Source organism: Lentzea sp. DG1S-22 (assembly GCF_036321065.1).
Classification (GTDB): Bacteria; Actinomycetota; Actinomycetes; order Mycobacteriales; family Pseudonocardiaceae; genus Lentzea; species Lentzea jiangxiensis.
In genome coordinates this window covers 5658084-5683325 of record NZ_CP143276.1, presented here as the reverse complement: position 1 = coordinate 5683325, position 25242 = coordinate 5658084, and the positions used below count along the sequence as shown (strand labels likewise).

Sequence of the window (25242 nt, the reverse complement as noted above, 5' to 3'; positions counted from 1 at the left end):
CGGAAGCGTGAACGGCGCGACGGAGGCAGAGCTCGGCCCGGTGGACTGGGACCTGGCGGTTTCGACCGCCGTGCGACTCGTGCGACCAGGTCCGGTGATCGGCAAGGAGGAGGCCGAGCACGTCGTCGGCAGACTGCGGGAGCTCGCTCCGCAGGCGGAGGTGCACGTCCGCGAGCTGACAGGGCTCGGCCAGGGCCTGCCGCTGCTGCCGGGCGAGGTCGTCGACCGCCCGGCGTGGGTGGCGGCCGCCGCGCAGGGCCTCGCCGCGCTGACCGGCCCCGCCATGCCGCGCCAGACGGGTCCGATGGCGGGCATCCTCGCCGGGACGGCCGGTGTGCAGGCGGGCGTCGTGATGGCGTTCCTGTCCTCGCGCGTGCTCGGCCAGTACGACCCGTTCAGCCCCCAGGACCAGCTCGCCGGACGGCTGCTGCTCGTCGCGCCGAACATCGTTGGCGCGCAACAGGCCCTGGACGTCCCGGACGACGACTTCCGCATGTGGGTGTGCCTGCACGAGTGCACGCACCGCCTGCAGTTCACCGGCGTGCCGTGGCTGCGCCGGTACTTCTCGGACCAGGTCACCACGCTGCTGTCCTCAATGGACGAGGAACGCGCGCCGCTGTCCGACGTGATCCGCGACTTCCGGCAGAAGCTGCGCGAGGGCGACGGTCCGATGGGGCTGATCGAGCTGGTCCAGTCGCCGCAGCAGAAGGCCGTGCTGGACCGGTTGATCGCTCTGTCCACTTTGCTCGAAGGCCACGCCGACCACGTGATGGACGCCGTCGGGCCGTCCGTCGTGCCGTCGGTGTCGACGATCCGCAGCCGCTTCAGCGCGCGGCGCAAGGGCGGCGGCCTGCTCGACCGGATCCTGCGCACGGTGCTCGGCGTCGAGGCGAAGGTGCGCCAGTACGAGGAAGGCGCCCGGTTCACCGAGTACGTCGTCGAGCGCGTCGGCATGGACGGCTTCAACGCGATCTGGACCTCCGCCGACACCCTGCCGACCAGGGCGGAGATCGCCGAGCCGATGGGCTGGCTGCGCCGCGTGGCGCCGTGAACGGACCGGTCGCCGAGGTCCGGACGGCGGTCCGCCGCTTCCTCGACGCCGTGCGACCGGAGGCGGTGACCGTCGCGGTCTCGGGCGGCGCCGACTCGCTCGCGCTGGCCGCGGCCGTGTCCAGGCTGGTGCCCGGTGCCTCGGCCGTCGTGGTCGACCACCAGCTCCAGCCGGGGTCGGCGGACGTGGCGTCGAAGGCGGCCCGGCAGTGCGCCGACCTGGGTCTCGTGCCGCGCGTGGAGCCCGTCGTGGTGTCGGGTCCCGGCGGACCGGAGGCGGCGGCCCGCAACGCCCGCTACGCGGCCCTGAGGCCGTCGTCCGGCGTGGTGCTGCTCGGGCACACCCTCGATGACCAGGCCGAGACGGTGCTGCTGGGCCTCGGCCGGGGTTCCGGCCCGCGCTCGATCGCCGGCATGCGCGCTTTCGACGCGCCGTGGGGCCGTCCGCTGCTCGGCGTGTCGCGGGAGGTCACCCGTGCCGCGTGCGCGGAGCAGGGCCTCGAACCGTGGGACGACCCGCACAACGCCGACCCGTCGTTCACGCGCGTGCGCCTGCGGGCCGAGGTGCTGCCATTGCTCGAATCCGTGCTGCAGGGCGGCGTCGCGTCGTCGTTGGCGCGCACGGCGGCCCAGCTGCGTGAGGACTGTGACGCACTCGACTCCCTCGCGGCAGCCTTCACCGGCGACTGCTGTGCCGTTGACGACATCGCCGAGTTGCCCGCGGCACTGCGACGCAGGGTGGTCAGGTCGTGGCTCATCTACGAAGGCGTGCCTGAACTGTCCGATTCACACCTGCGACGAGTCGACGCACTGGTGAGTGAATGGCGCGGTCAGGGCGGTGTCTGGCTACCCGGCGGCTTTGTCGTGCGGCGCGCGCATGGCAGGCTCGTTGTGGAACCACAGTCTTAAGCAGAGGGGACCTGTCCGTGTACGACGGCGACATCGCATCCGTGCTCATCACCGAGCAGGAGATCAGCGACAAGGTCACCGAACTCGCCAAGCAGGTCGCGGATGATCACCCAGAAGGTGACTCCGACCTCGTGCTGATCACCGTGCTCAAGGGCGCCGTGATGTTCATGGCCGACCTCGCCCGCGCGCTGCCCGTTCCGGTGCAGCTCGAGTTCATGGCTGTTTCGTCCTACGGCTCCTCCACGTCGTCCTCCGGCGTGGTGCGGATCCTGAAGGACCTGGACCGCGACATCGCGGACCGGAACGTGGTGATCGTGGAGGACATCATCGACTCCGGGCTCACGCTGTCCTGGCTGTTGAAGAACCTGCAGTCCCGCAAGCCCCGCTCGCTGGAGGTGTGCACGCTGCTGCGCAAGCCGGACGCGGTGAAGGTCGAGGTCCCGGTGAAGTACGTCGGGTTCGACATCCCCAACGAGTTCGTCGTCGGGTACGGGCTGGACTACGCGGAGCGGTACCGGGACCTGCCGTACATCGGGACGTTGGACCCGAAGGTCTATTCGAGCTGAGGGTTGGTTCGCGGGCGGGGGCGTTGCCGATTCGGCTGCGCCCCCGTTCTTGTGCGTGGCTCGTTGTTGCACGGGTCGCGCTGGTGCTGGCCTGCCCGGGTGCCAACCGCCACCCGGCGCGTGGGGAGGAAAACGCCGGGCCTCCCGTGGGAAACCCGGCGTCGCGTCGAGCGGAATCAGCAGTTCGGACGGCAGCGGCGTTGCGACACCGCGTCGAGGAGAACGTCGCGGATGTCCTCCGGGTTCGGCGCCTGGTACGCCTTGCCGCCCGTGGCCGCGGCGATCGAACGCAGAGCGTCCATGTCCACCTCGTCGCCGAGGCCCACCATGATGATCGGGACCGGCTTGGCGGGGTCGGACTCCCGCTTGAGGGTCTCGATCAGCGCGGCGGTGTCCATGGACGAGATGTCGTCGTTGCGGCCGTCGGTCATGAGGACGACGGAGTTCACCTTCGAGGCGTCGTAGCCGGACAGGACGTGGCGGTAGGCGGCCAGGGTCGTGTCGTTCAGCGCTGTGCCGCCGCCGACCAGGCCGGGGAGTTGTGAGGCTCCCGCTTCGAGGCGCTTGCGGCGGGTGACGCCGGCCAGCGGTTCGCCGAGAGGCCCTATCGGGACCAGTTCGATCCAGTCGTTCGGCGGCTTCTTGTCGGTCGAGAACGCCCAGAGGCCGATGGCGGTGGTGTCCGGGAGCATCGAGAGGGCGGTCATGGACGCCGCGGTGGCGGCTTCCACCCTGGTCTTGCCGTTGCCGCTCTTCTCGATCATGGAGCCGGAGACGTCGATGACGGTCAGCATGCGCATGTCGAGGTTGATGGCGCCCCAGGTCCTGAGGAGCTCGGAGACCTGGTCGGCGTTCGGGGTCTCGATCAGCTTGACGTCGCCCGCCTGGACGCCCTCGACGTCGGTCGACCACTTGGCCGGGGCTGCTCCCTGGACGGTGCGGAAGCCCGCCTCGCCGAAGCGCTTCGAGGTGTCGGCGGAGCGCAGGACCTTCTCGAACTCCGCCGCGGCCTCGCCGATGCCCTCCTGCTCGTTCGGGCGCGAGACCCGGACCAGCGGGTAGTCGAACGAGAGCGTGCCCTCCTTCGGCGGGGCGCCGAGGACGGCGTTGTCCTTCACCGCGCGGTTGTTCGCCACGACGGACTGCTCGGTGGCGGCGAAGAGCGGGGCCTTGCCGGCGTCGGTGGTGACCTTGCCGAAGGCGTCGCGGACCGACGGGACGGCGCTGCGGCCCACGCGCAGCAGCGTGCCGACCAGTTCGGGCTTCGGGGTGCCGTCCGCGTTGCCGAGCAGGGTGCGGATCACGAACAGCGAGGCGAGGCCCTCGGAGGTCATCGTCGGGTCGCTCATGGAGATCTGGACCTTCGGGTCCACGACCTTCGCCCACGAGACGGGCTGGACCGGGAAGCCGATCTTCGACATCGCCTGTTCGGAACCCGCCATGACGAGCGGGCTGGACGCCAGCGAGGGCTTGATGTCCAGCTTCGGGGCCTCCGGACCGGTCTCCGCGGCCTGGCGCTGGGCCTCCGCCGCCCACATCGAGGAGTCGGGGACCCAGAGGGAGTGCGGGTTGATCTGCGCGGTGGGAAGTTCGTTGGCCACGTCGGCCGCGTTGCGCGACTCGACCTGGACCTGCACGCACCGCCCGCGCACGACCGGTTGCGACCGCTGGTAGTCCTGTGCGGCCGCGTTCACCACATCGAGGGCGGCAGGGGTGACGGCGACCTTCAACGGCAGAGCGCCCGAGCAGTCGGCGCCGCTGGTGACCCGCAGGGCCACGACCGTGACGCCCGCCGCCGCGATCACCCCGAGCAGGGCGCCCACGGGCAGGGCCACCCGCCGGAACAGTCCGGGGGACGTGTGACGTGCTGACATACAGTTACTTACCTTCGGTCACGTGTTCACTCTTTCGAGTGGCGGGGAAACACTCGGGGGGACGAATGAGGATGACATGTGACCCTCAAACGTAATGAGATGGCGTGACCTGCGTCACTCGTCTGTCCGGCGGCATTTGTTCCGGATGAACCAAAGTGCGTGAACATGCGTGGCAGGGGTCACCCGCGGGAACCCGGAAGCGCCCCCGCCCGTTGGTTGCTCAGTACCCGGCCAGCGGGCGGTAGGCTGGTCGGACGCGGTATGTGGGTCTTCCACTGCCCGACGCGCAAGTCAGGGAGGGTCGAGGCCGCCCGCCGGCCGTAAGTGCATGGACCGCAAGCGCCTGCTTCGCAACCCGCTGCTGTGGATCGCTGCGGTGTTGCTGCTGTACTTCGTCTTCACCGTTCTCTTTGACGACTCGCGGGGCTACCACCCCGTGAAGACGTCCCAGGCACTGCAACAGGTGCGGGATGGCAAGGTCAAGGAAGCCACGATCGAGGACAAGGAGCAGCGTCTCCGTCTCACCCTCACCGACGGCACCACGTTCGAGGGCAACAACCGCCTGATCACGCAGTTCCCGGCCAGCTCGACGGACGAGATCTTCACCGTCCTCGACCAGGCCGGCAACAAGCCGACGGTGGAGACCAAGGTCAGCCAGGAGTCCATCCTGATGCAGATCTTGATCTACCTCGTGCCTCTCGGTCTGCTGTTGCTGCTGCTCATGTGGATGATGAACAACGCCCAGGGCGGTGGCAACCGCGTCCTGAACTTCGGCAAGTCCAAGGCCAAGCAGCTCTCCAAGGACATGCCCAAGACGACGTTCGCCGACGTCGCGGGTGCCGAGGAGGCCGTCGAGGAGCTCGAGGAGATCAAGGACTTCCTCCAGAACCCCGGCCGCTACCAGGCGCTCGGCGCCAAGATCCCCAAGGGCGTGCTGCTCTACGGCCCGCCGGGAACCGGCAAGACGCTGCTCGCGAGGGCCGTCGCCGGTGAGGCCGGGGTGCCGTTCTACTCGATCTCCGGCTCGGACTTCGTCGAGATGTTCGTCGGTGTCGGCGCCTCGCGTGTGCGCGACCTGTTCGAGCAGGCCAAGCAGAACGCGCCGTGCATCATCTTCGTCGACGAGATCGACGCGGTGGGCCGCCACCGCGGTGCCGGCCTCGGCGGCGGCCACGACGAGCGCGAGCAGACGCTGAACCAGCTGCTCGTCGAGATGGACGGCTTCGACTCGCGCGGCGGGATCATCCTGATCGCGGCGACGAACCGCCCCGACATCCTCGACCCGGCCCTGCTGCGCCCCGGCCGCTTCGACCGCCAGATCCCGGTGTCCGCACCGGACCTGAAGGGCCGCAAGCAGATCCTGCGGGTGCACTCGAAGGGCAAGCCGCTGGCCGCGGACGCGGACATCGACGGCCTCGCCAAGCGCACCGTCGGGTTCTCCGGCGCCGACCTCGCGAACGTCATCAACGAGGCAGCGCTGCTCACCGCCCGCCAGAACGGCACCACCATCACGGGTGCCGCGCTGGAGGAGTCGGTCGACCGCGTGATCGGCGGTCCGGCCCGCAAGAGCCGGATCATCTCCGAGAAGGAGAAGAAGATCACCGCGTACCACGAGGCAGGGCACGCCCTGGCCGCGTGGGCCATGCCGGACATCGACCCGGTCTACAAGGTCACGATCCTCGCCCGCGGCCGCACCGGCGGTCACACCCTCTCGGTGCCGGAAGAGGACAAGGACCTGATGACCAGGTCCGAGATGATCGCGCGACTGGTGTTCGCACTGGGTGGCCGATCCGCCGAGGAGCTCGTCTTCCACGAGCCCACGACGGGTGCGTCCAACGACATCGAGCAGGCGACGAAGATCGCCCGCGCGATGGTCACCGAGTACGGCATGAGCGCGAAGCTCGGCGCCGTGAAGTACGGGCAGGAGCAGGGCGAGCCGTTCCTCGGTCGCTCGGCCGGCCGCCAGGCGGACTACTCGCTGGAGGTCGCGCACGAGATCGACGAGGAGGTGCGCAAGCTCATCGAGGCCGCGCACACCGAGGCGTACGAGGTGCTCAACACCTACCGCGACGTCCTCGACGACCTCACGCTCGAGCTGATCGAGAAGGAGACCCTGCACCAGAAGGACCTGGAGCGGATCTTCGCCCGCGTCGAGAAGCGGCCGCGCATCACCCAGTTCAACGACTTCGGTGACCGCACGCCGTCCGACATCCCGCCGGTCAAGACGCCCGGTGAGCTCGCCAAGGAGCGCGGCGAGCCGTGGCCCCCGGTCGTCGAGGACACCCTCGACGAAGACCCGGAGCCGCTGCCCGATCCCGCTCCCGGTGAGCAGCCCACCGAGCAGCTGCCGTCCACGAACGGCTCGAACGGCGTCCACCAGCCGGGTCAGCCCGGCGCCCAGGCGGGCCCGCCGAACTACGGCGCCCCTCCCGGGTGGACCCCGGCGACCGTGCCCGGCGGCAAGCCGCACAACGTCTGGGAGCCGAAGAAGCCGCAGCCGGACCAGGACGAGCGGCAGTGACCGAGCAACACCAGCTCGACGGAGACGCCGGCCTCACCCGCAACGGGGAGGCCGGCGTCTCCGCGCGGCGGGTCTTCGACCAGGCCCGCGCCGAGGCTGCGGTGCGCGAGCTGCTGATCGCGTGCGGTGAGGACCCGGAGCGCGAAGGCCTCCGCGAGACACCCGCGCGAGTGGCGCGCGCCTACCGCGAGTTGTTCGCCGGTCTCTACACCGACGCGGACAGCGTGCTCGCGAAGACGTTCGACGAGAGCCACGAGGAGCTCGTCCTCGTCACGGACATCCCCATGTTCAGCTTCTGCGAGCACCACCTGCTGCCGTTCCACGGTGTCGCGCACGTCGGGTACATCCCGAACGAGCACGGCAGGGTCACGGGGCTGTCGAAGCTCGCGCGGCTCGTCGACCTCTACTCGAAGCGGCCGCAGGTGCAGGAGCGGCTGACGTCGCAGGTCGCCGACGCGCTGGTGCGCAAGCTGGAGCCGCGCGGCGTGATCGTGGTCGTCGAGGCCGAGCACCTGTGCATGGGCATGCGCGGCGTGCGCAAGCCCGGCTCCCGCACCACGACGTCCGCGGTGCGCGGGCTGCTGCGCACCTCCGCCTCGTCGAGGGCGGAGGCGATCGAGCTGATCAGGGGCCGGACGCGGTGACCGGTCTGCCTCGTCCCGGCCGCTGCGTCGTGATGGGCGTGCTGAACGTGACGCCCGATTCCTTCTCCGACGGCGGCCGCTACGTCGACCGCCGCGACGCGGTGGCGCACGGCGTCGAGATGTTCAAGCGCGGTGCCGACGTCGTCGACGTGGGCGGCGAGTCGACCAGGCCCGGTGCGCAGCGCGTCGACCCGGCCGAGGAGATCGCCAGGATCGTGCCGGTGATCCGCGCGCTGGTCGCCGAGCAGGTGCCGGTCAGCGTCGACACCATGCGCGCCTCCGTCGCCTCGGCGGCGCTGGAGGCGGGCGCGTCGATCGTGAACGACGTCTCGGGCGGTCTCGCCGATCCGGAGATGGCTTCGGTCGTCGCCGCCGCGGGTGTGCCGTACGTGCTGATGCACTGGCGCGGCCACAGCACGGAGATGGACTCGTTGGCGAGCTACGACGACGTGGTGACCGACGTGCGCGCCGAACTGCTGGAGCGCGTCGAGTCCGCCCTGGCCGCGGGCGTCGCGGAGTCGTCGATCGTGCTGGACCCCGGCCTGGGCTTCGCGAAGCTCGGCGACCACAACTGGGAGTTGTTGCAGCGCTTGGACGAACTGGTCGAGCTGGGTTTCCCGGTGCTGGTGGGGGCTTCGCGCAAACGCTTCCTCGGCACGTTGCTCGGCGGCCGTCCACCGGACGGCAGGGAGGACGCGACCGCGGCGGTGTCCGCTCTGGCCGCGTTCAACGGAGCTTGGGGTGTGCGGGTGCACGACGTCGACCGGACGCTGGACGCGGTCGCCGTCGCCGGTGCGTGGAGGCGGGGACGTGGCTGACCGGATCGCGTTGACGGGCCTGCGGGTGCGCGGGCACCACGGGGTGTTCGAGCACGAGAAGCGCGACGGGCAGGAGTTCGTCGTCGACATCACGCTGTGGCTCGACCTGGGTGCCGCGTCCCGCACGGACGACCTGAAGGAGACCTACCACTACGGCGAGCTCGCGGAGATGGCCGCGGCGATCGTCGGTGGTGAGCCGTACGACCTCATCGAGACGGTGGCGGGCAAGATCGCCGACGCCGCGATGACCGACTCACGGCTGCACGCGGTCGAGGTGACGGTGCACAAGCCGTCCGCACCGATCCCGCTGACGTTCGACGACGTGTCGGTGACGATCCGCCGTTCGCGCCGGCTCGCCGCGCCGCTGCCCCAGGGCAAGCCTTGAGCCGCGCGGTCCTCTCGATCGGCTCGAACCTCGGCGACCGGTTGGCCTTCCTGCAGTCGGTCGTGGACGGGTTGCGCCCGCACGTGGTCGCCGTGTCGCCGGTGTACGAGACGGCGGCGTGGGGCGTCGAGGACCAGCCGGACTTCCTGAACGCCGTCGTGGTCGTCGCCGCGGACGACGTCGACGAGTGGGGCTGGCTGCGGCGCGGCCAGGCGCTGGAGAACGCCGCCGGACGCGTGCGGGAGAAGCGCTGGGGACCGCGCACGTTGGACGTGGACGTCGTTTCGGTGGACGGGGTGACCTCGGACCACCCCGAGCTGCTCCTGCCGCATCCCGGGGCGTTCGAGCGCGCGACGGTGCTGATCCCGTGGCTCGACGTCGAGCCGGACGCCGTCCTGCCGGGCCACGGACCCGTTGCGGCGCTGGAGTTCTCGGCCGAGGGCGTGCGGCGGCGCGACGACCTCGTGCTTTCCGGTTGGATGGACTCGTGAGGTTCACCCGTCCCCGCGACCTGGCGGCCGTCGCGATCATCGCCGCGCTGCTGGCCCACCTGCTGCTGCGGCTCGCGTACGACTCGTTGCCGCCACTGCCCGTGCTCGCCGGGTCGACGTTGTTCGTCATCGCGGTCGCGGAGCTCGTGTTCGCGTTCTCGTTGCGCGCCAGGATCCAGCGCCGTCCGGGAGCGCGTCCGGTGCAGCCGCTGACGGCCGCCCGCGCCGTCGCACTCGCGAAGGCTTCGTCCGTTCTGGGCGCTTTGATGTTCGGTGCGTGGACCGGGTTGCTGATCTTCGTCCTGCCCGTTCGCGACTCGTTCGCGGCGGCCTCGAACGACCTGGTGGCAGGCATTGTCGGGGTGGTCGCGGCGCTCGCGCTGACGGCCGCGGCGCTGTGGCTCGAGCACTGCTGCAGGACGCCGACGGAGAGTTCCGGGAACGAATAGATACCCGGCCGTAGGTCTCAGTCGCATAACTACGCGGTACCGTAGTGCCCATGACCGGGCGAGGCGCGTCGACCGACGGCGAGCAAGAAGATCACGGTCGTGGCTCCGGGCGGTTGCTGTTGGTAGCGGCATTGGCGCTCGCCCTGGTGGCCGCGGCGGTGCTCGTGCTGAGCGACAGTGCCCGCATGCTGCGCCTGGCCGTGGTGGCCGCGTTGTGGGCGGCCCTGGTGGGCGCCTTCCTCGCCGCCAAGTACCGCAAGCAGGTCACGGAGCGCGACGACGAGGTGGCCGATCTCCAGTCGGTCTACGAGCTCGAGCTGGAGCGCGAGGTCGCTGCCCGGCGCGAGTACGAGCTCGAAATCGAGTCGGAGACCCGCAAGCGCATCGAGGAGGAGTCGCGCGCGGACATCGAGGCCCTGCGCGCCGACCTCCACGCCCTGCGCGACAACCTCCAGGCGTTGCTCGGCGGCGACGTGCTGGTCGAACGGGTGGCGTTGCGCGCGGAGTCGACCCGCCTGCGCTCGCTCGGCTCGGAGGCGTCCCGGCTGACCTCCGGCGCCGAGAACCGCGTCATCAACGCCACGCCCGCGATCACCGCCAGCGCGTCCGTCGTGCCGGAGAAGCCCTCCGAGCGCACCGAGCTGATCGAGCGCATCGCCCACGAGGCCGCCAAGGTGCAGCAGCCGCGCCGCGAACAGGCGAGGCCCGAGCCCGCGCGCCCGGACCCGGCCAGGAACTCGCCGCGCCCGCAGCCCGCCGTCGCGCGCCGCGAGCCCGTGAAGGCCGCGAAGCAGGAACCGGCGAGGCCGCAGCAGCGCCCCGGTGCCGCCGCTGCCCCCGTGTCCGCTCGCCTCGGTGCCGCCGCCGCGCAGCAGAAGGTCCAGCCGCCGGCCCCGACGGTGAAGGCGAAGCCCGTGCAGGCGCAGGCGCACCGCACCGAGCGCGTGCAGCGGCCGCCGCAGCCGCCGGCCCGCACCGAGGCGTTGTCGCGTCCGGAGCAGCCGCCGAAGGCGCCCGTGGCGAAGCCCGTCGCGAAGCCCGTGGAACCCCGCAAGCCCGAGACCCGCTCCCGCGTCGCCGAGCGCACGGAGATGATCGACCCGAAGTCCCTGCAGGCCGCCGGTGGCCGCCGCCGCACCGACGACCGTCCGGCGCCCGCGCAGGACAGCGGTTCGTGGGAGACGTTGAAGCCGGACAGCCCGTCGAGCTCCGGCGCGGGTGGCCGCCGCCGTGCCGACGACGTCCCGCCTCGCCGCACCGCGTCCGAGGACTCGCTCGTGTCGCTGCCGCCGGTGAGCCGCCGCGCCTCGGAGCAGTCGTCCACCAGGCTGCCGGTCGTGAACACCGGCCGTCGCTCCGCGGCCGACGAGCCGTCCGTGTCGGGCCGCCGCGTGGCCGAGGACTCGTCGACGCGCCTGCCCGCCGTCTCGACCGGACGCCGCGCGGCGCCGGAGGACCCGTCGGGCGCGCACGCGGACGGCAAGTCCGTCAGCGAACTGCTGGCGTCCCTGGGCGGGGGCGACGCACCCCGTCGCCGGCGCCGTCGCGACGACTAGTCGTCACTTGTCGATGTCGCCGACGATGACGGCGAACGAGCGCAGCACCGCGGGCAGGTCGTCGACCCGCGTGCCGGGCAGCAACGCCGACAGCGCCTGGACGTTGTTGAACGACGGCGTGCGGAGCTTGAGGCGCCACGGCGTCTTCTCGCCGCGCGACGACAGGTGCACTCCCGAGGTGCCGAGCGGCGCCTCGACGCGGGTGTAGACCGACCCCTCCGGCGCCTTGACGGCCTTGGGCAGCCGGAGGTTCACCGCCCCCTGCGGCAGCCGCTCCAGGCACGCCGCGGCGAGCTCGACCGACCTGGTGACCTCGTCGACCAGGCACCGCACCCGTGCCGCGGCGTCGCCCGCGGTCCGGACGACCGGCGTGAAACCGAGTTGCGCGTACGCGGGCAACGGGTCGTCGCGCCGCAGGTCGAAGTCCACCCCGCTGGCCCGGCCGATCGGCCCGGTGACGCCGTACGCCAGCGCGTCCTCGTGCGGCAGGACGCCGAGCCCTTCGAGCCCGCCGAAGTCGATCTCCAGCGTCGAGACGTCCACAGTGGACAGGAAGTCCCGGACCCTGCCCGTCCAGCCCGCCGGGACGTCCTCGCGCAGGCCGCCGATCCGGTTGAACATGAAGTGGATGCGCCCGCCCGACGCCTCCTCCATCAGCGCCTGCACGCCCTCGCGGTACGTGGCGGCGTTGGGGGACAACGGGGTCAGGAACACCATGTGCGCCATCAGCCGGTTCAGCTCGCACAGCAGGGCGCGCAACCACTGGGCGCGGGCCGGCACGTCCATGCCCGTCATGCGTTCGACGGCCAGCGCGACCGCGAGTTCGTTGCAGAACGCCGAGAGCCAGTCGTGGCGGTTCGCGAGCGTCAGCACCTGCCGGTAGTCGCGGACCTCGAAGAGCTTCTCGGCGCCGCGGTGCAGGTGGCCGACGAGCGGCTCGGCGGCGGTGATCACGAGCTCGGGCGTGACGGTGAGGCGCAGGCGGTAGGCGCCGTGGGCCGACGGGTGCAGGGGACCCAGGTCGATCACGCGGTCCACGCCCAGGTACTGGGCCCCCGCACCGACGCCGACGGTGATCTGCTCGCTCACCCGAGCATGGTTTCACGAGCCGGGACGTGCGGCTCAGGCCCTGGTGACCGCGAAGAGGAAGCACCCGTGCGACACGCTGCGGACCTGCACGGCGTCGACCTCCGGGTCGTCGAACAGCCTTTGCACCACGCGGTCGAACGAGCCCGGCTCCACCACCTCGCCGTCGTGGATCTGCCCGGCGGCGTTGTAGGACCGCAGGATCCGCGAGCCGGCCAGCAGCTCCTGCGGCAACCGGTCCAGCGCGGGCGAGTCCGGGCACTCCACGTGCAGGAAGACCGGCCCCACCTCGGCGTAGGGCCCCTTGCCGAACGGCGGCGAGTAGCGCAGCAGCCAGACCGGCTCACCCGGCAGCGACTTCCGCAGGCAGCAGCGCAACGGCACCCCGGGCTCGGACTCGCGGTACTCGCGGCAGGGGTCGGAGAACGGGGCGGACGACGGCACGGTGTGGATTCGCATGACGTCCACGATCGCCGTCACGGGAGCGGATCTCCGGCGGGATTCGGACGCCAGGGCGGCAGCGGAGGCAGCAGGTCCGCCACGGCCACCCCGCACCCGTGCAGCAGCCACCCGAACCCGCCGAGCCCGGACGGGTCCCGCAGCTCGGCGATCCGGCCGGCCCGCGACGCCGACTCGAGCCAGTCCCACCCGGAGCCGGACACCGAGCCGGACAGCCCCAGGGCCGCCAGCGCGTCCCGCTGCGACACCAGCACGTGCTCCCCGCCCGCGGCCGCGGCGCAGGCGTCCAGGGCGACGTGCGCGGTGATGTCGCAGGACCCGTCGAACACCACGGGCACCTGACGTCCGGCCCGGTACCCGGTCAGCGAGAAGTGCCGCGACGACACCAGGTGCCCGTAGTCGACCGCGAGGGCGGCACCGCGCACGGAGGCCACGGCGGCGGCCCAGGCGGCGTCGCGGGGCGCTCCCACCTCGGCCTGCTCGCCGTCCCGCAGCGAAGGCCACCACCGGGTGATCCACGGATCGGAGGACGGCCCGGTCACCACGGGGCAGGGGATCGCGTCGAGCCACTCGTGGCCGACCAGCAGCCCGGTGCAGGGCGGGATCTCGCGCACCCACCGGACCCCGGCCAGCTCGACGGGGGGACCGACGTCCACGGCGGTGACCCGCAGTCGTTCGCCGAGCGATCCCGACGCCAGGGAACGCACCGCGGAGGCCAGCTCACCGCCGCCCGCGCCGACGTCCACGAAGTCCACGACCGGGGGAAATCCGAGGGCGGCGTCCACGCGGGAGAGCAGCACCAGCAACGCCTCCGCCAGCTCCGTGCCGACCAGGGCAGACGTGCGGAAGTGCGACGAGGGCTTCTCGCCGCGCGCGAAGAAACCGCCCGGCCCGTACAGCGCGGCGTGCCAAGCGGCTTCCCAGTCGAACATCGGACAAGTGTGCATCTAAGGTCATTTTCGTGACCGACGCCGACCTGACGCCGACGCCGACGCCGAAGAAGCGCATCGAGCAGCGCCGCTGGACCGTTCTGTTCCCCGTCGTGGCGCTGATCGCGCTGGCCGCGGCCGGGCTCGTGCTGTTCGCGCTCGGCACGTCGAGCATCGGCATCGAGCCGCTGCTGGTCGGTGCCGCCGCGGCGCTCATCCCCGTCGCGTTCGTCGTGAGCGCCTTCCTGTGGATCGACAGGTGGGAGCCGGAACCGGCGAAGATGCTGCTCTTCGCGTTCGTGTGGGGCTCCTGCGGCGCGACGATCAGCTCGCTCGCGTTCAACCAGACGTCCCGGGTCCTCGGCGACCTGCTCACCAACGACGGCACGACGTTCACCGCCGTGGTCGGCGCGCCGATCGTGGAGGAGGCGACGAAGGCCGTCTTCCTCATCGCGGTGTTCGCGCGGCGCCGCCACGAGTTCGACGGCGTCGTGGACGGCATGGTCTACGCGGGCATCACGGCCGCGGGCTTCGCGTTCACCGAGAACATCTGGTACTTCGGCCGGGTCTTCCTGGAGGACGGGCTCGGCGACATGGGCGGCGGCGTGGTCGCGCTGTTCGTCCTGCGCGGGGTGCTGTCGCCGTTCGCCCACCCGCTGTTCACGGCCATGACCGGCATCGGTGTCGGCATCGCGGCCACCACTAGCAACGCCAAGGTCCGCGTCATCGCGCCGATCGGCGGCTACCTCGTGGCCGTCGGGCTGCACTCGCTGTGGAACTTCTCGACCACCGTCGGCACCGGGTCCGACTTCATCAACCTGTACTTCCTGATCATGGTGCCGGTGTTCGCGGGCGCCGTCGCGATCGTGGTGTGGCAGCGGCGCAGGGAGCAGCGGATCGTCGCGGGCCAGCTCGCCGCGATGGCGCAGAACCGGTGGATCGCCAACAGCGAGGTGGCCCTGCTGGCGAGCCTCAACGGCCGCCGGAACTGGCTGAGGGCGGTCAAGCGCAAGTCCGGTGACTCGGCGGTCAAGTCCGTGCGCGCCTACCAGATCGCGGTCACCGAGCTCGCGTTCCTGCGGCACCGCATCGAGCAGGGAACGGCGGGCCAGAGCGCCGAGCAGCGGCACGGGGCGCTGCTCGACGCGCTGCACGCCGCCAGGGCGGCCGCCCGCCGGTGAGTCCCGTCACCGATCCCCTCGGCAGGGGATCGGCGGGACTACCCTCGGCGGCGTCGTCTGGTACCCGCACCGGGACTGGAACGTCAGAAGGAGTTGGTCGCATGGACGCGACCCCACGTCCGGCGAGGCTCGCCGTCGGTGTCGTCTCGGCAGGCCGCGTCGGTTCCGTGCTGGGTGCCGCGCTCGCCAGGACGGGCCACGTGGTGACCGGCGTCTCCGCCGTCTCCCGTGCCTCCCGCGACCGCGCGGACGAACTGCTGCCCGGCGTCCCGGTCGCCGATCCCACCGAGGTCGCCCAGCGCGCCGACCTGGTGCTGCTGGCCGTGCCGGACGACGAGCTGGAGGGCCTGGTCAAGGGCCTGGTCGCCACCGGCTCGCTGCGGGCGGGCCAGATCGTCGTGCACACGAGCGGCGCGCAGGGCGTGAAGGTCCTCGAACCCGCCGCCGGGCTGGGCGCCCTCACGATCGCGCTGCACCCCGTCATGACCTTCACCGGTCGTCCGGAAGACCTGCAGCGGATGAGTTCCGCGTGCGTCGGCGTGACGGCCGCGGACGGCGACGAGGTGGCCTGGAGCGTCGGCGAGGCGCTGGTCGTCGAGATGGACGCGGAGCCGGTCAGGGTGCCCGAGTCCGTCCGCCCGCTCTACCACTCCGCGCTGGCCCACGGCGCGAACCACCTGATCACGCTGGTCCGCGACGCCGCGGACCTGCTCACGAACGCCGGCGTCGCCGACGCCGAGCGGCTGCTCGGCCCGCTGCTGTCCGCCGCGCTCGACAACGCGCTGCGCCACGGCGACCGGGCCCTCACCGGTCCCGTCGCCCGAGGCGACACGGGTACCTTGCGCAAGCACCTCGGCGTGCTCGCGCAGCAGGCACCCGAGACCCTGCCCAGCTACCGCGTGCTCGCCCGGCGCACCGCCGACCGGGCCGAGCACTCCGGGCTGCTCAAGCCCGACGCGGCCGACGACGTTCGCACCACTCTCGAGGACTGACGTGACGAAGCCACTGACCAAGGACGACTACCGCCCGGACGACGTCACGGTGCACCGCGACCCCGCGCGGCTGAACCGCGTGGTGCGGGCCCTGCGCGGCGCCGGCCGCAACGTCGCGCTCGTGCCCACGATGGGCGCCCTGCACGCGGGCCACCGGCAGCTGATCCGCGAGGCGAAGGTCATGCAGAACACGGTGGTCGTGGTCTCGATCTTCGTGAACCCGCTGCAGTTCGGGCCGAACGAGGACCTCGCGAAGTACCCGCGGCAGTTCGAGGCCGACGTGGACGTCTGCCGCGAGGAGGGCGTGGGCCTGGTCTTCGCGCCGTCCGTCGAGGACATGTACCCCGAGGGGGCGCAGGTCACCGTCCACCCCGGACCGCTGGGCGACGAGCTGGAGGGCGCCGTCCGCCCCGGCCACTTCGCGGGCGTGCTCACGGTGGTGTCGAAGCTGTTCAACATCGTGCAGCCCACGTACGCGGTGTTCGGGCAGAAGGACTACCAGCAGCTGCAGCTCATCCACAAGATGGCGCGCGACCTGAACTTCCCGCTGGACGTCGTCGGCGTGCCGACCGTCCGCGAGCACGACGGCCTGGCGCTGTCGTCGCGCAACGCCTACCTGGGCGAGGAGGAGCGCCACCAGGCCGTGACGCTGTCGGCCGCGCTCACCGCCGGTGCGCACGTGTCGGCCCAGGGCGCGGACGCGGTGCTCAAGGCCGCGCACGACGTGCTGGCGCAGACGCCCGAGGTCGAGCTCGACTACCTGGAGCTGCGCGGGCCGGACCTCGGTCCCGCGCCGGAGAACGGCGACGCCCGGCTGCTCGTGGCGGCCCGCGTCGGTTCCACCCGCCTGATCGACAACATCGCGGTGTTGCTCGGCGAAGGCGACGAGTAGGGGGAATGACATGTTCCGCACGATGCTGAAGTCCAAGATCCACCGCGCGACCGTGACGCAGGCCGACCTGCACTACGTCGGTTCGGTGACCGTGGACGAGGACCTGATGGAGGCCGCCGACCTGCTGGCGGGCGAGCAGGTCGCCATCGTCGACGTCACCAACGGCGCCCGGCTGGAGACCTACGTCATCCCCGGCGAGCGCGGCACCGGCGTGCTCGGCATCAACGGCGCCGCGGCGCACCTCGTGCACCCCGGCGACATCGTGATCTTGATCGCGTACGGGCAGATGGACGACGCCGAGTCGCGCACCTACCAGCCGCGCGTCGTGTTCGTGGACGCCGACAACAAGGTCGTCGACCTCGGCTCGGACCCCGCCCACGCCCCCGAGGGCTCCGGACTGGTGAACGGCTCGACGAGCGCACCGTCCTCGGAGACCGTCGAGGCGACCGCGCTGGACGCGTTGATCAAGACCGAGAACTGAGGAACACACCGTGCTGCTCGCCATCGACGTCGGCAACACCAACATCGTGCTCGGTCTGTACGACGGGGTCGGCGACTCGGCCCCGCTCGTGCGCGACTGGCGCATGCGCACCGACGCCAGGATGACCGCCGACGAGCTCGCGCTGACCATGCGCGGCCTGCTCGGCGAGTACGCCGACAAGATCACCGGCATCGCCGCGCTGTCCACCGTGCCCGCGGTGCTGCGCGAGCTGCGGGTGATGCTCGGCCGCTACTACGACGCCGTGCCGAAGGTGCTGGTCGAGCCGGGCGTGAAGACCGGCGTGCCGCTGCTCGTCGACAACCCGAAGGAGGTGGGCTCGGACCGCGTGATCAACACGCTGGCCGCGCACCACCTCTACTCGACCTCGTGCGTCGTGGTCGACTTCGGCACGTCCACGAACCTCGACGTGATCTCGTCGCGCGGCGAGTTCCTCGGCGGGGCGCTGGCTCCGGGCATCGAGATCTCGGTCGACGCGCTGGCCGCGCGCGCCGCCCAGCTCCGCAAGGTCGAGCTGGTCCGGCCGCGCAGCGTCATCGGCAAGAACACCGTCGAGTGCCTGCAGTCGGGCATCGTCTACGGGTTCGTCGGCCAGGTGGACGGGCTGGTGCGCAGGATCACCGAGGAGCTCCAGCAGGCCGACCCCGGCCCCGTGACGGTGATCGCCACGGGCGGGCTCGCCCCGCTGGTCGTCTCCGAGTCCTCGACGATCGCGCACCACGTGCCCGACCTGACCCTGCTGGGGCTGCGGCTCGTGTTCGAGCGCAACCTGTCGCCTACTCGCTGACCCGCACCATCCGGAAGACCTCGGCGCGCAGGGGGACGTCGAACGGCCCGTTCGACGTCTCCGGGCGTTCACGCAGGTAGGCGAGCATCTTGTCGTTGATCGCGGCGCGCTCCTGCTCGTCGATGACGATCATGCGCGAATGGGTGTTGATCCAGGCGACGGCGGCCTCGGGGGAGTCCCGGTAGTGGCTGTGCGGGAACGTGGTGCGCTCCTCCGGCGCGAACGACGGGTGCGCCGTGATCGAGACGGGGTCGTGCCGGACGGACTCGACGCTGGTCGCCGACAGCCGCTCCAGGTCGCGCACCCACTCGACGTCCGTGACCGGCTCGACCCACATGGCCGCCAGCACGCCGCCGGGCCGCAGCACGCGCGCGATCTCCGGGAGGGCCTTCTCCTGGTCGAACCAGTGGAACGCGGTGCCGACGAAGACGGCGTCGACGGTCTGGTCGGGAACGGGGATGTGCTCGGCGTGGCCCGGTAGCGCGCGCACGCCGTGAACGCGGCGCACCAGCTCGGACAGCATCTGCTCGTTGGGCTCCACGGCTGTCACGCGGTGGCCTTCCGCGCACAGGCCCGCGGTCAGCTTGCCGGTGCCGGCGGCCAGGTCGAGCACGTCCAGCCGCTCGTCCGTCCCCAGTGGCTCCAGAGCCCACCGGATCGCCGCCACGGGATAGTCAGGCCGGTGTTCGGCGTAGGCCTCCGCCTGTGCGCCGAACGAGTCCGCTCGCCTCGCGTGTAGATCCATCACCCCAACTTAGTGAGTGGACCGGCGCGCGGGCTGGTCCGGTCGGCGCCGAACGCGGATCTTCCAACGATTTAGTGGTATCCGGTTCGCTTTGAGTTCGCGCGTGTCCGTACCCTTCTCCGCGTGAGTGAGCAGCCGAAGCAAAACCTCGTGACCAGCGAAGAAGACCTGCCAGAGCAGATGCGCGTGCGCCGGGAGAAGCGTGCGCGGCTGCTCGCTTCCGGCAAGGAGCCCTACCCCGTCGAAGTCGCGCGCACGCACACGTTGCGCGAGATTCGCGACGCGCACCCCGATCTCGAACCCGACACCCGGACCGGTCAGCAGGTCGGCGTCACCGGCCGCGTGATGTTCCTGCGCAACACCGGAAAGCTGTGCTTCGCGACGTTGCGCGAAGGCGACGGCACCGAACTCCAGGCGATGCTGAGCCTCGCCGGTGTGGGTGAAGAAGCGCTTTCCGAGTGGAAGTCCGACGTCGACCTCGGCGACCACGTTTTCGTGCACGGCGAGGTCATCAGCTCGCGCCGCGGTGAGCTTTCCGTGATGGCCGACGCGTGGCAGCTGACGTCGAAGTCGCTGCGCCCGTTGCCGGTCGCCCACAAGGAACTCGGCGAGGAAACCCGCATTCGCCAGCGATACGTCGACCTGATCCTGCGGCCGACCGCCCGCGACACTGTTCGGACCCGTGCGAACGTCGTTCGTTCTCTGCGCGAGTCGTTCCACCGGCGCGGATTCCTCGAAGTCGAGACGCCGATGTTGCAGACGCTGCAGGGAGGTGCCAGCGCGCGGCCGTTCATCACGCACTCGAACGCGCTCGACATCGACCTGTTCCTGCGCATCGCGCCGGAGCTGTACTTGAAGCGGTGCGTCGTCGGCGGCATCGAGAAGGTCTTCGAGATCAACCGCAACTTCCGCAACGAGGGTGTTGACTCGTCGCATTCGCCCGAGTTTTCGATGCTCGAGTACTACGAGGCGTACGCCACGTACGACTCGAACGCGGTACTGACGCGCGAGCTGATCCAGGAAGCGGCGGAAGCCGTGACCGGTTCTCAGGTCGTCACGTTGGCGGACGGCACCGAGTACGACCTCTCGGGTGAATGGACGACGCTCAGCATCTACGAGTCGTTGTCGGACGCGGTCGGTGAGGAAATCACCCCCGAGACGCCGGCCGAGACCCTGCGCAAGCTCTGCGACCGCCACGAACTCGAGGTCAACCCGAAGTTCGGTCACGGCAAGCTGGTCGAGGAGCTGTGGGAGCACCTGGTGTGCGACTCGCTCTACGCGCCCACGTTCGTGCGCGACTACCCGGTCGAGACGTCCCCCCTGACCAGGCAGCACCGCACCAAGCCGGGTGTCGCCGAAAAGTGGGACCTCTACGTCCGCGGATTCGAACTGGGAACGGGTTACTCCGAACTGGTCGACCCGGTGATCGAGCGGGAACGCCTCGAAGCGCAGGCGCGCCTTGCGGCCGCCGGTGACCACGAGGCGATGCCGATCGACGAAGACTTTCTGCGATCACTGGAGTACGGAATGCCACCGAGTGGTGGTGTCGGAATGGGTATCGATCGGCTGCTGATGGCCCTCACCGGTCTGGGTATCCGGGAGACCATCTTGTTCCCGCTCGTTCGCCCTGAATGAGTAACTTTCCGGATGTCGATAGGTGCAATGCGGCACCCGTGCGCTAACCTGCCTCGCAGAAGGCTTTAGTTGGCGACGCGGGTGACCGCACATTCGGGGTCCAGGAGGATACGCATGGCGCAGAAGGTCACGGTGACCCTCGTCGACGATCTGGACGGTTCCACCGCTGAGGAGACCGTCGAGTTCGGACTGGACGGTGTCAGCTACACGATCGACCTTTCCTCGGGCAATGCGGGCAAACTGCGGGACGCTCTTGCCGACTTCGTGGGAAGCGCGCGACGTGCCGGTGGCCGCAAGCGCGTTGGTCCGGGTCGTCCGGCCGGCGCTGTGAAGGCCCGTCCGGCGTCGGCGGATCGTGAGCAGAACCAGGCCATTCGCGAGTGGGCACGCAAGCAGGGCATGAAGGTGTCGGACCGCGGCCGCATCCCGGCCGAGGTGCTCGACGCGTACCACCAGCAGGGCTGAAATTCGGTAAAGCACGAAGGGGTTCCGAGGATGATTCCTCGGAACCCCTTCGTGCTATTTGGGTGACTGCTCAACCACTGTGGGCCCAACGATGCGATCCAAACGAAATCGCGTTCTCTCTTGCTCCGGACCTTTTGGTTGAGCGAGCAACGTGTCCGCGGCCATTGTTCGGCGATCTTCCACCGCTCGTTCCCGCGGCTCGGTGTGATCAGGGCCAAAGCCCTGGACCTCGGTCTGCGCAGGTAGTTCGGTTAGGCTTACCTCTCCTGTGTGGACTGAGGAGGGTGGGCCTTGGGTCGTAGGTCGTTGGGCCTGCTCTTCCTCCTGGTCGTGCTGGTCGCCGTCTGCCTGGCCAGCATCGCGATCGGGTCGAAGGAGATCCCGCTGTCCGGGGTGTGGCACGGTCTCTTCACGCCGACCGGTGTCGAGGACGACGTCGTGATCCGCGAGCTGCGGATCCCGCGGACGTTGATCGGCATCGCGGTGGGCGTCGCTCTCGGCGTCGGTGGCGCGCTCATGCAGGGCCACACGCGCAACCCGCTCGCGGACCCCGGCATCCTCGGCGTCACGCACGGCGCGGCGCTGGCGGTCGTGCTCTCGATCTTCCTGCTCGGCGTCAGCTCGCTGCACGGCTACATTTGGTTCGCGTTCGCCGGGGCGATGATCGCGAGCGTGGTGGTGTTCCTGCTCGGCTCGGCCGGGCGGGGCGGACCGTCGCCGGTGACGCTCGCGCTGGCGGGAGCCGCGGTGTCGGCGCTGATGAACGGCCTCGTGTCGGCCATCGTGCTGCTCGACCAGCAGTCGCTCGACGCGTTCCGGTTCTGGCAGGTCGGCGGCATCGCCGGCCGCGACCTGACGGTGCTGACCCAGGTGCTGCCGTTCCTGCTCGCCGGTCTCGGCCTGGCGGCGTTCAACGCGCCGGGCCTCAATGCCCTGTCGCTCGGCGAGGACGTGGCCAGGTCGCTCGGCGTGAAGGTCGGGGCGACGCGGTCGTTGGGCATCCTCGCGATCACGCTGCTGGTGGGCAGCGCCGTCGCGGCGTGCGGACCCATCGGGTTCATCGGGCTCGTGGTGCCGCACGTGGCGCGTGCGTTCACCGGCCCGGACTACCGCTGGCTGCTGCCGTTCTCGGCGCTCGTCGGCGCGATCCTGCTCCTGGTCGCCGACATCCTCGGCCGCGTGGTCGCCCGTCCGTCGGAAGTGGAGGTCGGCGTGATGATCGCGCTGTTCGGCGCGCCGTTCTTCATCTACCTCGTGCGCCGCAAGAAGCTGGTGAGGATTTGACCACCGCGAGGACGGCACTTCGGGTCGGCGCGGTCTCGTTCCGGCTGCGCCGCCGGCCGATGACGGTCGTGGCGGTCGCGCTGGTGCTGCTGGCCGCCGTCCTGGTCGTCGACATCATGGTCGGCGACTTCCCGCTGACCGCGGTGCAGGTCGTCGACGCGCTGCTCGGCGGGGGCACCCGCCGCGACCAGTTCGTCGTGACGGAGCTGCGCCTGCCGCGCGCGCTGACCGGCCTGCTGGTCGGCGGCGCGCTGGGCCTGTCCGGCGCGATCTTCCAGGCGATCGTCCGCAACCCGCTGGCCTCGCCCGACATCCTGGGCGTGACCTGGGGAGCGGGCGCCGGCGCGGTCTCCGTGATCACCTTCTCCGGCTCGCTGGGGGTGGTGACCGGCACCGCCGCGTCCGTCGGCGTCCCGCTCGCCGGTCTCGCCGGAGGCCTGGTCACGGGCCTGCTGGTCTACGCGCTGGCGTGGCGGCAGGGCATCGAGGGCTTCCGGATGGTGCTGGTCGGCATCGGCATCACCGCCGTGGCCGGCAACTTCACGCACTACCTGCTGACCGTCGGCGACGTGCAGGACGCGGGCAGGGCGATGGTGTGGATCGCCGGCTCCCTGAACGGCCGCGGCTGGGAACACGTCGTCCCGGTCGCGCTGGCCCTGGTCGTCCTGGTCCCGGTCGCCCTGGTCGGCGGCCACGTACTCGGCGCCCTGCAGTTCGACGACCAGACCTCGCGGGGCCTCGGCATCCGCGTCAACGCGGCCCGCTCGCTGCTCATCGTCGTCGCGATCGTCCTGGCCTCCGTGGCCACCGCCGCGGCGGGCCCGATCGCGTTCGTCGCCCTGGCCACCCCGCAGATCGCCCTGCGCCTGGCCGGAACCGCCCAGCCCCCGCTGTTCGGCTCGGTGGTGGTCGGCGGCGTGCTGGTCATGCTGTCGGACCTGGTCGCGCGGACGATCTACCGCACCGAACTGCCCGTCGGCGTCGTGACCGCCGTGCTCGGTGCGCCCTACCTGATGTACCTGTTGGTTCGGAGCCGCCGGGAGGCGCGGATATGAGTGTGCGTCTCGAAGCGTCGTCGCTGTCCATCGGCTACGGGGAGCGGCTGGTCGTCGACAGCCTGGACCTGTCGGTCATCGGCGGCACCGTGACCGCGGTGATCGGGCCGAACGGGTGCGGCAAGTCCACCCTGCTGAAGGCCCTGGGGCGGTTGCTGCCCGCCCGGTCCGGGGCGGTGCTGCTCGACGGCGAGCAGATCGACCGGATGGCCACCCGGGACGTCGCCCGCGTGCTGGGGATGCTGCCCCAGGCCCCGTCCGCTCCCGAAGGGCTGACCGTCGCCGACCTGGTGGCGCGGGGGCGGCACCCGCACCAGGCCTGGTACCGGCAGTGGTCCTCCGATGACGCGGCTGCCGTGGATGCCGCGCTGGAGATGACCGGGATCTCCGACCTGGCCGACCGGACCGTGGACGAGCTGTCCGGCGGGCAGCGGCAGCGGGCCTGGATCTCGATGGCTCTCGCGCAGGGCACGGACCTGCTGCTGCTGGACGAGCCCACCACCTACCTGGACCTCGCTCATCAGATCGATGTGCTGGACCTGGTGCAGGAGCTGCACGCCTCCATGGGGCGGACGATCGTGATGGTGCTGCACGATCTCAACCTCGCGGCCCGGTACGCGGATCACATCGTCGCCATGCGGGGTGGGCGGATCGTTGCCCAGGGGACGCCCGGGGAGGTGCTGACCGAGCGGATGCTGCTGGACGTGTTCGGGTTGGACGCCCGGGTCGTGGAGGATCCGGTGGCCGGTACTCCGCTGGTTGTTCCCGTGGGGTCTCGGCATCGGTTGCCGTAAGCGTTTCTGGTTGGTGGGTTCGTTGCTTGCGGCCTGGGAGGTGGGGCCGGCGGGATACCCCCACCGGCGAGGCCGCCTGAAAAGCCAAAAGCCAAAGCGGCTCGGCTTCGCCTTCGCTTCGGCTCGCCTTCGGTGACGCGGCCTCGCGGTCTCGCGGTCTCGCGGCAGTGTCAGACCCGCTCGGTACGTTGGGTCGCGGGGGCCGCTGGAACCGAGGGGACCCCTGCGTCAGCCTGCGGTCAGTTGCAGGTGCGCGGGCAGGCCGTGCACGGCTCCGCGTCCGGCAGGACGTAGTGGAAGCAGCAGCTGTTGCGCTTGCGCTTCCAGCCCTCGTCGGTGAAGTGCAGTGAGGAAGCGGCGACGAACGGGGCCAGCTTCTCGGGGAGGATCATCGCCGCGTCGGTGACGCCCGCGTTCTCGTCGCCGAACATGCGGCCTGCTGCCCAGGGGCCGTATTCCAGCATGTCGGTGGCTGCTGCCCAGAGGGTGCGGCGGCCGAAGCGGACCACCTGGCCGAAGGAGGCCACGAACTGGGCGGCGTGGGCCGCGTAGCGGGCTCGCAGGACGGCGGCCAGGGCTGCCTCGTCGGCCACGACCGTGGCCGCCGGGTGGTTCGAGGCCGGGTCGTCCGGGAGGCAGGCGAACTCGTCGCAGAACAGCGCGATGCCGTCCGGGTGGGGGCGGCCCTCGGTGTTGATGCGGAACGCCATGTCGCTCGGCTTCAGGGACGGGACGCGGCGGGCGGTGTGGAAGAGCAGGCCTGCCAGGTAGCCGGGCTGGTGGAGGTACCAGCCCATGACGTAGCCGGCGGTCGCCCTGTCGTCGGACTCGCCGTACTGCTCGACCATCCACTCGGCCAGGTCCTTGCGCCACAGGTCGAAGCGCGAGGGCTCCGCCAGCAGGTCCGAGCAGATCGTCCAGTCCTCGGACGGCATCCCGAACCTGATCTCGGAGCCGACCCGCAGGCGGGCGACGGACTCGGCCAGCGGCGTGAGCGCACTCGGGTTCTGCTGTGAGACCCTCGCAGGTACGGTCAAGGCGCAAGTCCAATCTCATGGGTACATGAGGCTTGCCTAACCTTACCCACGATCACCGGATTTACGCCTCTTCAGGTGGCCCCGGTCACAGCCGTGTCGCTCGGCGGTGGGTTGTTCGCGCTCAGCGGACATCGCCCGA

Annotated in this window: 26 protein-coding genes; 20 read left to right on the top strand and 6 right to left on the bottom strand. The window is 70.7% G+C overall.

Features of this window, described 5'->3' with window-relative positions:
- The first annotated feature begins 7 nt into the window (after positions 1 to 7).
- From V1227_RS26430 to hpt, 3 genes are read left to right on the top strand one after another with little or no spacing between them, the layout of a single operon-like run.
- Positions 8 to 1051 (top strand): zinc-dependent metalloprotease, encoded by a 1044-nt coding sequence (locus V1227_RS26430; RefSeq protein ID WP_236220856.1) that lies wholly within the window; start codon positions 8 to 10, stop codon positions 1049 to 1051.
- Positions 1048 to 1959: a tRNA lysidine(34) synthetase TilS gene (gene tilS / locus V1227_RS26425; RefSeq protein ID WP_329788148.1), complete on the top strand. Its 912-nt coding sequence runs from the start codon at positions 1048 to 1050 to the stop codon at positions 1957 to 1959. Before V1227_RS26430 ends, tilS begins: the two co-directional genes overlap by 4 nt.
- 17 nt (positions 1960 to 1976) lie before the next feature.
- Entirely contained in the window at positions 1977 to 2525 is a 549-nt protein-coding gene (gene hpt / locus V1227_RS26420; RefSeq protein WP_045317223.1) for a hypoxanthine phosphoribosyltransferase, read from the top strand.
- A 176-nt stretch (positions 2526 to 2701) separates the two neighbouring features.
- On the opposite strand, the gene V1227_RS26415 is transcribed toward hpt, so the two are convergent.
- The gene (locus V1227_RS26415; protein ID WP_329788147.1) at positions 2702 to 4399 is read right to left on the bottom strand and encodes a substrate-binding domain-containing protein; all 1698 of its coding nucleotides are present in this window, start codon (positions 4397 to 4399) and stop codon (positions 2702 to 2704) included.
- 328 nt (positions 4400 to 4727) lie between these two features.
- Here V1227_RS26415 and ftsH point away from each other — a divergent pair, with 328 nt between their 5' ends.
- From ftsH to V1227_RS26380, 7 genes are read left to right on the top strand one after another with little or no spacing between them, the layout of a single operon-like run.
- The gene (gene ftsH / locus V1227_RS26410; RefSeq protein ID WP_329788146.1) at positions 4728 to 6920 is read left to right on the top strand and encodes an ATP-dependent zinc metalloprotease FtsH; all 2193 of its coding nucleotides are present in this window, start codon (positions 4728 to 4730) and stop codon (positions 6918 to 6920) included.
- Positions 6917 to 7564: a GTP cyclohydrolase I FolE gene (folE, locus tag V1227_RS26405; protein WP_236220852.1), complete on the top strand. Its 648-nt coding sequence runs from the start codon at positions 6917 to 6919 to the stop codon at positions 7562 to 7564. The genes ftsH and folE overlap by 4 nt, the downstream gene beginning before the upstream one ends.
- The gene (gene folP, locus V1227_RS26400) at positions 7561 to 8382 is read left to right on the top strand and encodes a dihydropteroate synthase (protein ID WP_442916370.1); all 822 of its coding nucleotides are present in this window, start codon (positions 7561 to 7563) and stop codon (positions 8380 to 8382) included. Before folE ends, folP begins: the two co-directional genes overlap by 4 nt.
- Positions 8375 to 8767 carry a dihydroneopterin aldolase gene (folB, locus tag V1227_RS26395; protein ID WP_236220851.1) on the top strand — a complete coding sequence of 131 codons (393 nt, stop codon included), beginning with the start codon at positions 8375 to 8377 and terminating at the stop codon, positions 8765 to 8767. The genes folP and folB overlap by 8 nt, the downstream gene beginning before the upstream one ends.
- Positions 8764 to 9258, top strand: a complete 495-nt coding sequence (gene folK / locus V1227_RS26390; protein ID WP_236220850.1) for a 2-amino-4-hydroxy-6-hydroxymethyldihydropteridine diphosphokinase — start codon at positions 8764 to 8766, stop codon at positions 9256 to 9258. Before folB ends, folK begins: the two co-directional genes overlap by 4 nt.
- Positions 9255 to 9707: a DUF3180 domain-containing protein gene (locus V1227_RS26385; RefSeq protein ID WP_329788145.1), complete on the top strand. Its 453-nt coding sequence runs from the start codon at positions 9255 to 9257 to the stop codon at positions 9705 to 9707. Before folK ends, V1227_RS26385 begins: the two co-directional genes overlap by 4 nt.
- Before the next feature lie 50 nt (positions 9708 to 9757).
- The gene (locus tag V1227_RS26380; RefSeq protein WP_329788144.1) at positions 9758 to 11263 is read left to right on the top strand and encodes a DUF6779 domain-containing protein; all 1506 of its coding nucleotides are present in this window, start codon (positions 9758 to 9760) and stop codon (positions 11261 to 11263) included.
- 3 nt (positions 11264 to 11266) lie between these two features.
- On the opposite strand, the gene V1227_RS26375 is transcribed toward V1227_RS26380, so the two are convergent.
- The 3 genes from V1227_RS26375 to V1227_RS26365 are packed head-to-tail and all read right to left on the bottom strand — an operon-like array spanning position 11267 to position 13740.
- The gene (locus V1227_RS26375) at positions 11267 to 12352 is read right to left on the bottom strand and encodes an NADH-quinone oxidoreductase subunit D (protein WP_329788143.1); all 1086 of its coding nucleotides are present in this window, start codon (positions 12350 to 12352) and stop codon (positions 11267 to 11269) included.
- Between the two features lie 33 nt (positions 12353 to 12385).
- Positions 12386 to 12808, bottom strand: coding sequence for a DUF1203 domain-containing protein (locus V1227_RS26370; RefSeq protein ID WP_329788142.1), 423 nt, complete (start codon positions 12806 to 12808; stop codon positions 12386 to 12388).
- Positions 12809 to 12825: 17 nt separating this feature from the next.
- The gene (locus tag V1227_RS26365) at positions 12826 to 13740 is read right to left on the bottom strand and encodes an SAM-dependent methyltransferase (RefSeq protein WP_329788141.1); all 915 of its coding nucleotides are present in this window, start codon (positions 13738 to 13740) and stop codon (positions 12826 to 12828) included.
- A gap of 29 nt (positions 13741 to 13769) precedes the next feature.
- Here V1227_RS26365 and V1227_RS26360 point away from each other — a divergent pair, with 29 nt between their 5' ends.
- The 5 genes from V1227_RS26360 (at position 13770) to V1227_RS26340 (ending at position 18088) form a co-directional block, all read left to right on the top strand.
- Positions 13770 to 14918 carry a PrsW family intramembrane metalloprotease gene (locus V1227_RS26360; protein WP_329788140.1) on the top strand — a complete coding sequence of 383 codons (1149 nt, stop codon included), beginning with the start codon at positions 13770 to 13772 and terminating at the stop codon, positions 14916 to 14918.
- Between the two features lie 101 nt (positions 14919 to 15019).
- Positions 15020 to 15910 (top strand): Rossmann-like and DUF2520 domain-containing protein, encoded by an 891-nt coding sequence (locus V1227_RS26355; RefSeq protein ID WP_329788139.1) that lies wholly within the window; start codon positions 15020 to 15022, stop codon positions 15908 to 15910.
- Position 15911: 1 nt separating this feature from the next.
- Positions 15912 to 16802 (top strand): pantoate--beta-alanine ligase, encoded by an 891-nt coding sequence (panC, locus tag V1227_RS26350; protein ID WP_329788138.1) that lies wholly within the window; start codon positions 15912 to 15914, stop codon positions 16800 to 16802.
- 10 nt (positions 16803 to 16812) lie between these two features.
- Positions 16813 to 17283: an aspartate 1-decarboxylase gene (panD, locus tag V1227_RS26345; RefSeq protein WP_065915165.1), complete on the top strand. Its 471-nt coding sequence runs from the start codon at positions 16813 to 16815 to the stop codon at positions 17281 to 17283.
- Between the two features lie 10 nt (positions 17284 to 17293).
- The gene (locus V1227_RS26340) at positions 17294 to 18088 is read left to right on the top strand and encodes a type III pantothenate kinase (protein ID WP_329788137.1); all 795 of its coding nucleotides are present in this window, start codon (positions 17294 to 17296) and stop codon (positions 18086 to 18088) included.
- Here V1227_RS26340 and V1227_RS26335 read toward each other — a convergent pair.
- The gene (locus V1227_RS26335; protein ID WP_329788136.1) at positions 18078 to 18833 is read right to left on the bottom strand and encodes a class I SAM-dependent methyltransferase; all 756 of its coding nucleotides are present in this window, start codon (positions 18831 to 18833) and stop codon (positions 18078 to 18080) included. The two genes, V1227_RS26340 and V1227_RS26335, sit on opposite strands and share 11 nt — an antisense overlap.
- A 180-nt stretch (positions 18834 to 19013) precedes the next feature.
- Between V1227_RS26335 and lysS the strand changes: the two genes are divergently transcribed.
- From lysS to V1227_RS26310, 5 genes are all read left to right on the top strand, one after another.
- On the top strand, positions 19014 to 20468 hold the full coding sequence (lysS, locus tag V1227_RS26330; RefSeq protein ID WP_329794118.1) for a lysine--tRNA ligase: 1455 nt from the start codon (positions 19014 to 19016) through the stop codon (positions 20466 to 20468).
- 114 nt (positions 20469 to 20582) lie between these two features.
- Positions 20583 to 20933, top strand: a complete 351-nt coding sequence (locus V1227_RS26325) for a histone-like nucleoid-structuring protein Lsr2 (RefSeq protein ID WP_090097541.1) — start codon at positions 20583 to 20585, stop codon at positions 20931 to 20933.
- 291 nt (positions 20934 to 21224) lie between these two features.
- Positions 21225 to 22217: a FecCD family ABC transporter permease gene (locus V1227_RS26320; protein ID WP_329788135.1), complete on the top strand. Its 993-nt coding sequence runs from the start codon at positions 21225 to 21227 to the stop codon at positions 22215 to 22217.
- The gene (locus V1227_RS26315) at positions 22214 to 23272 is read left to right on the top strand and encodes a FecCD family ABC transporter permease (RefSeq protein WP_329788134.1); all 1059 of its coding nucleotides are present in this window, start codon (positions 22214 to 22216) and stop codon (positions 23270 to 23272) included. The genes V1227_RS26320 and V1227_RS26315 overlap by 4 nt, the downstream gene beginning before the upstream one ends.
- Complete coding sequence (locus tag V1227_RS26310; RefSeq protein ID WP_329788133.1) at positions 23269 to 24066, top strand: ABC transporter ATP-binding protein; 798 nt, start codon at positions 23269 to 23271, stop codon at positions 24064 to 24066. The genes V1227_RS26315 and V1227_RS26310 overlap by 4 nt, the downstream gene beginning before the upstream one ends.
- 239 nt (positions 24067 to 24305) lie before the next feature.
- Here V1227_RS26310 and V1227_RS26305 read toward each other — a convergent pair whose 3' ends face one another.
- Positions 24306 to 25103 carry a (2Fe-2S)-binding protein gene (locus tag V1227_RS26305; RefSeq protein WP_329788132.1) on the bottom strand — a complete coding sequence of 266 codons (798 nt, stop codon included), beginning with the start codon at positions 25101 to 25103 and terminating at the stop codon, positions 24306 to 24308.
- Between the last annotated feature and the right edge of the window lie 139 nt (positions 25104 to 25242).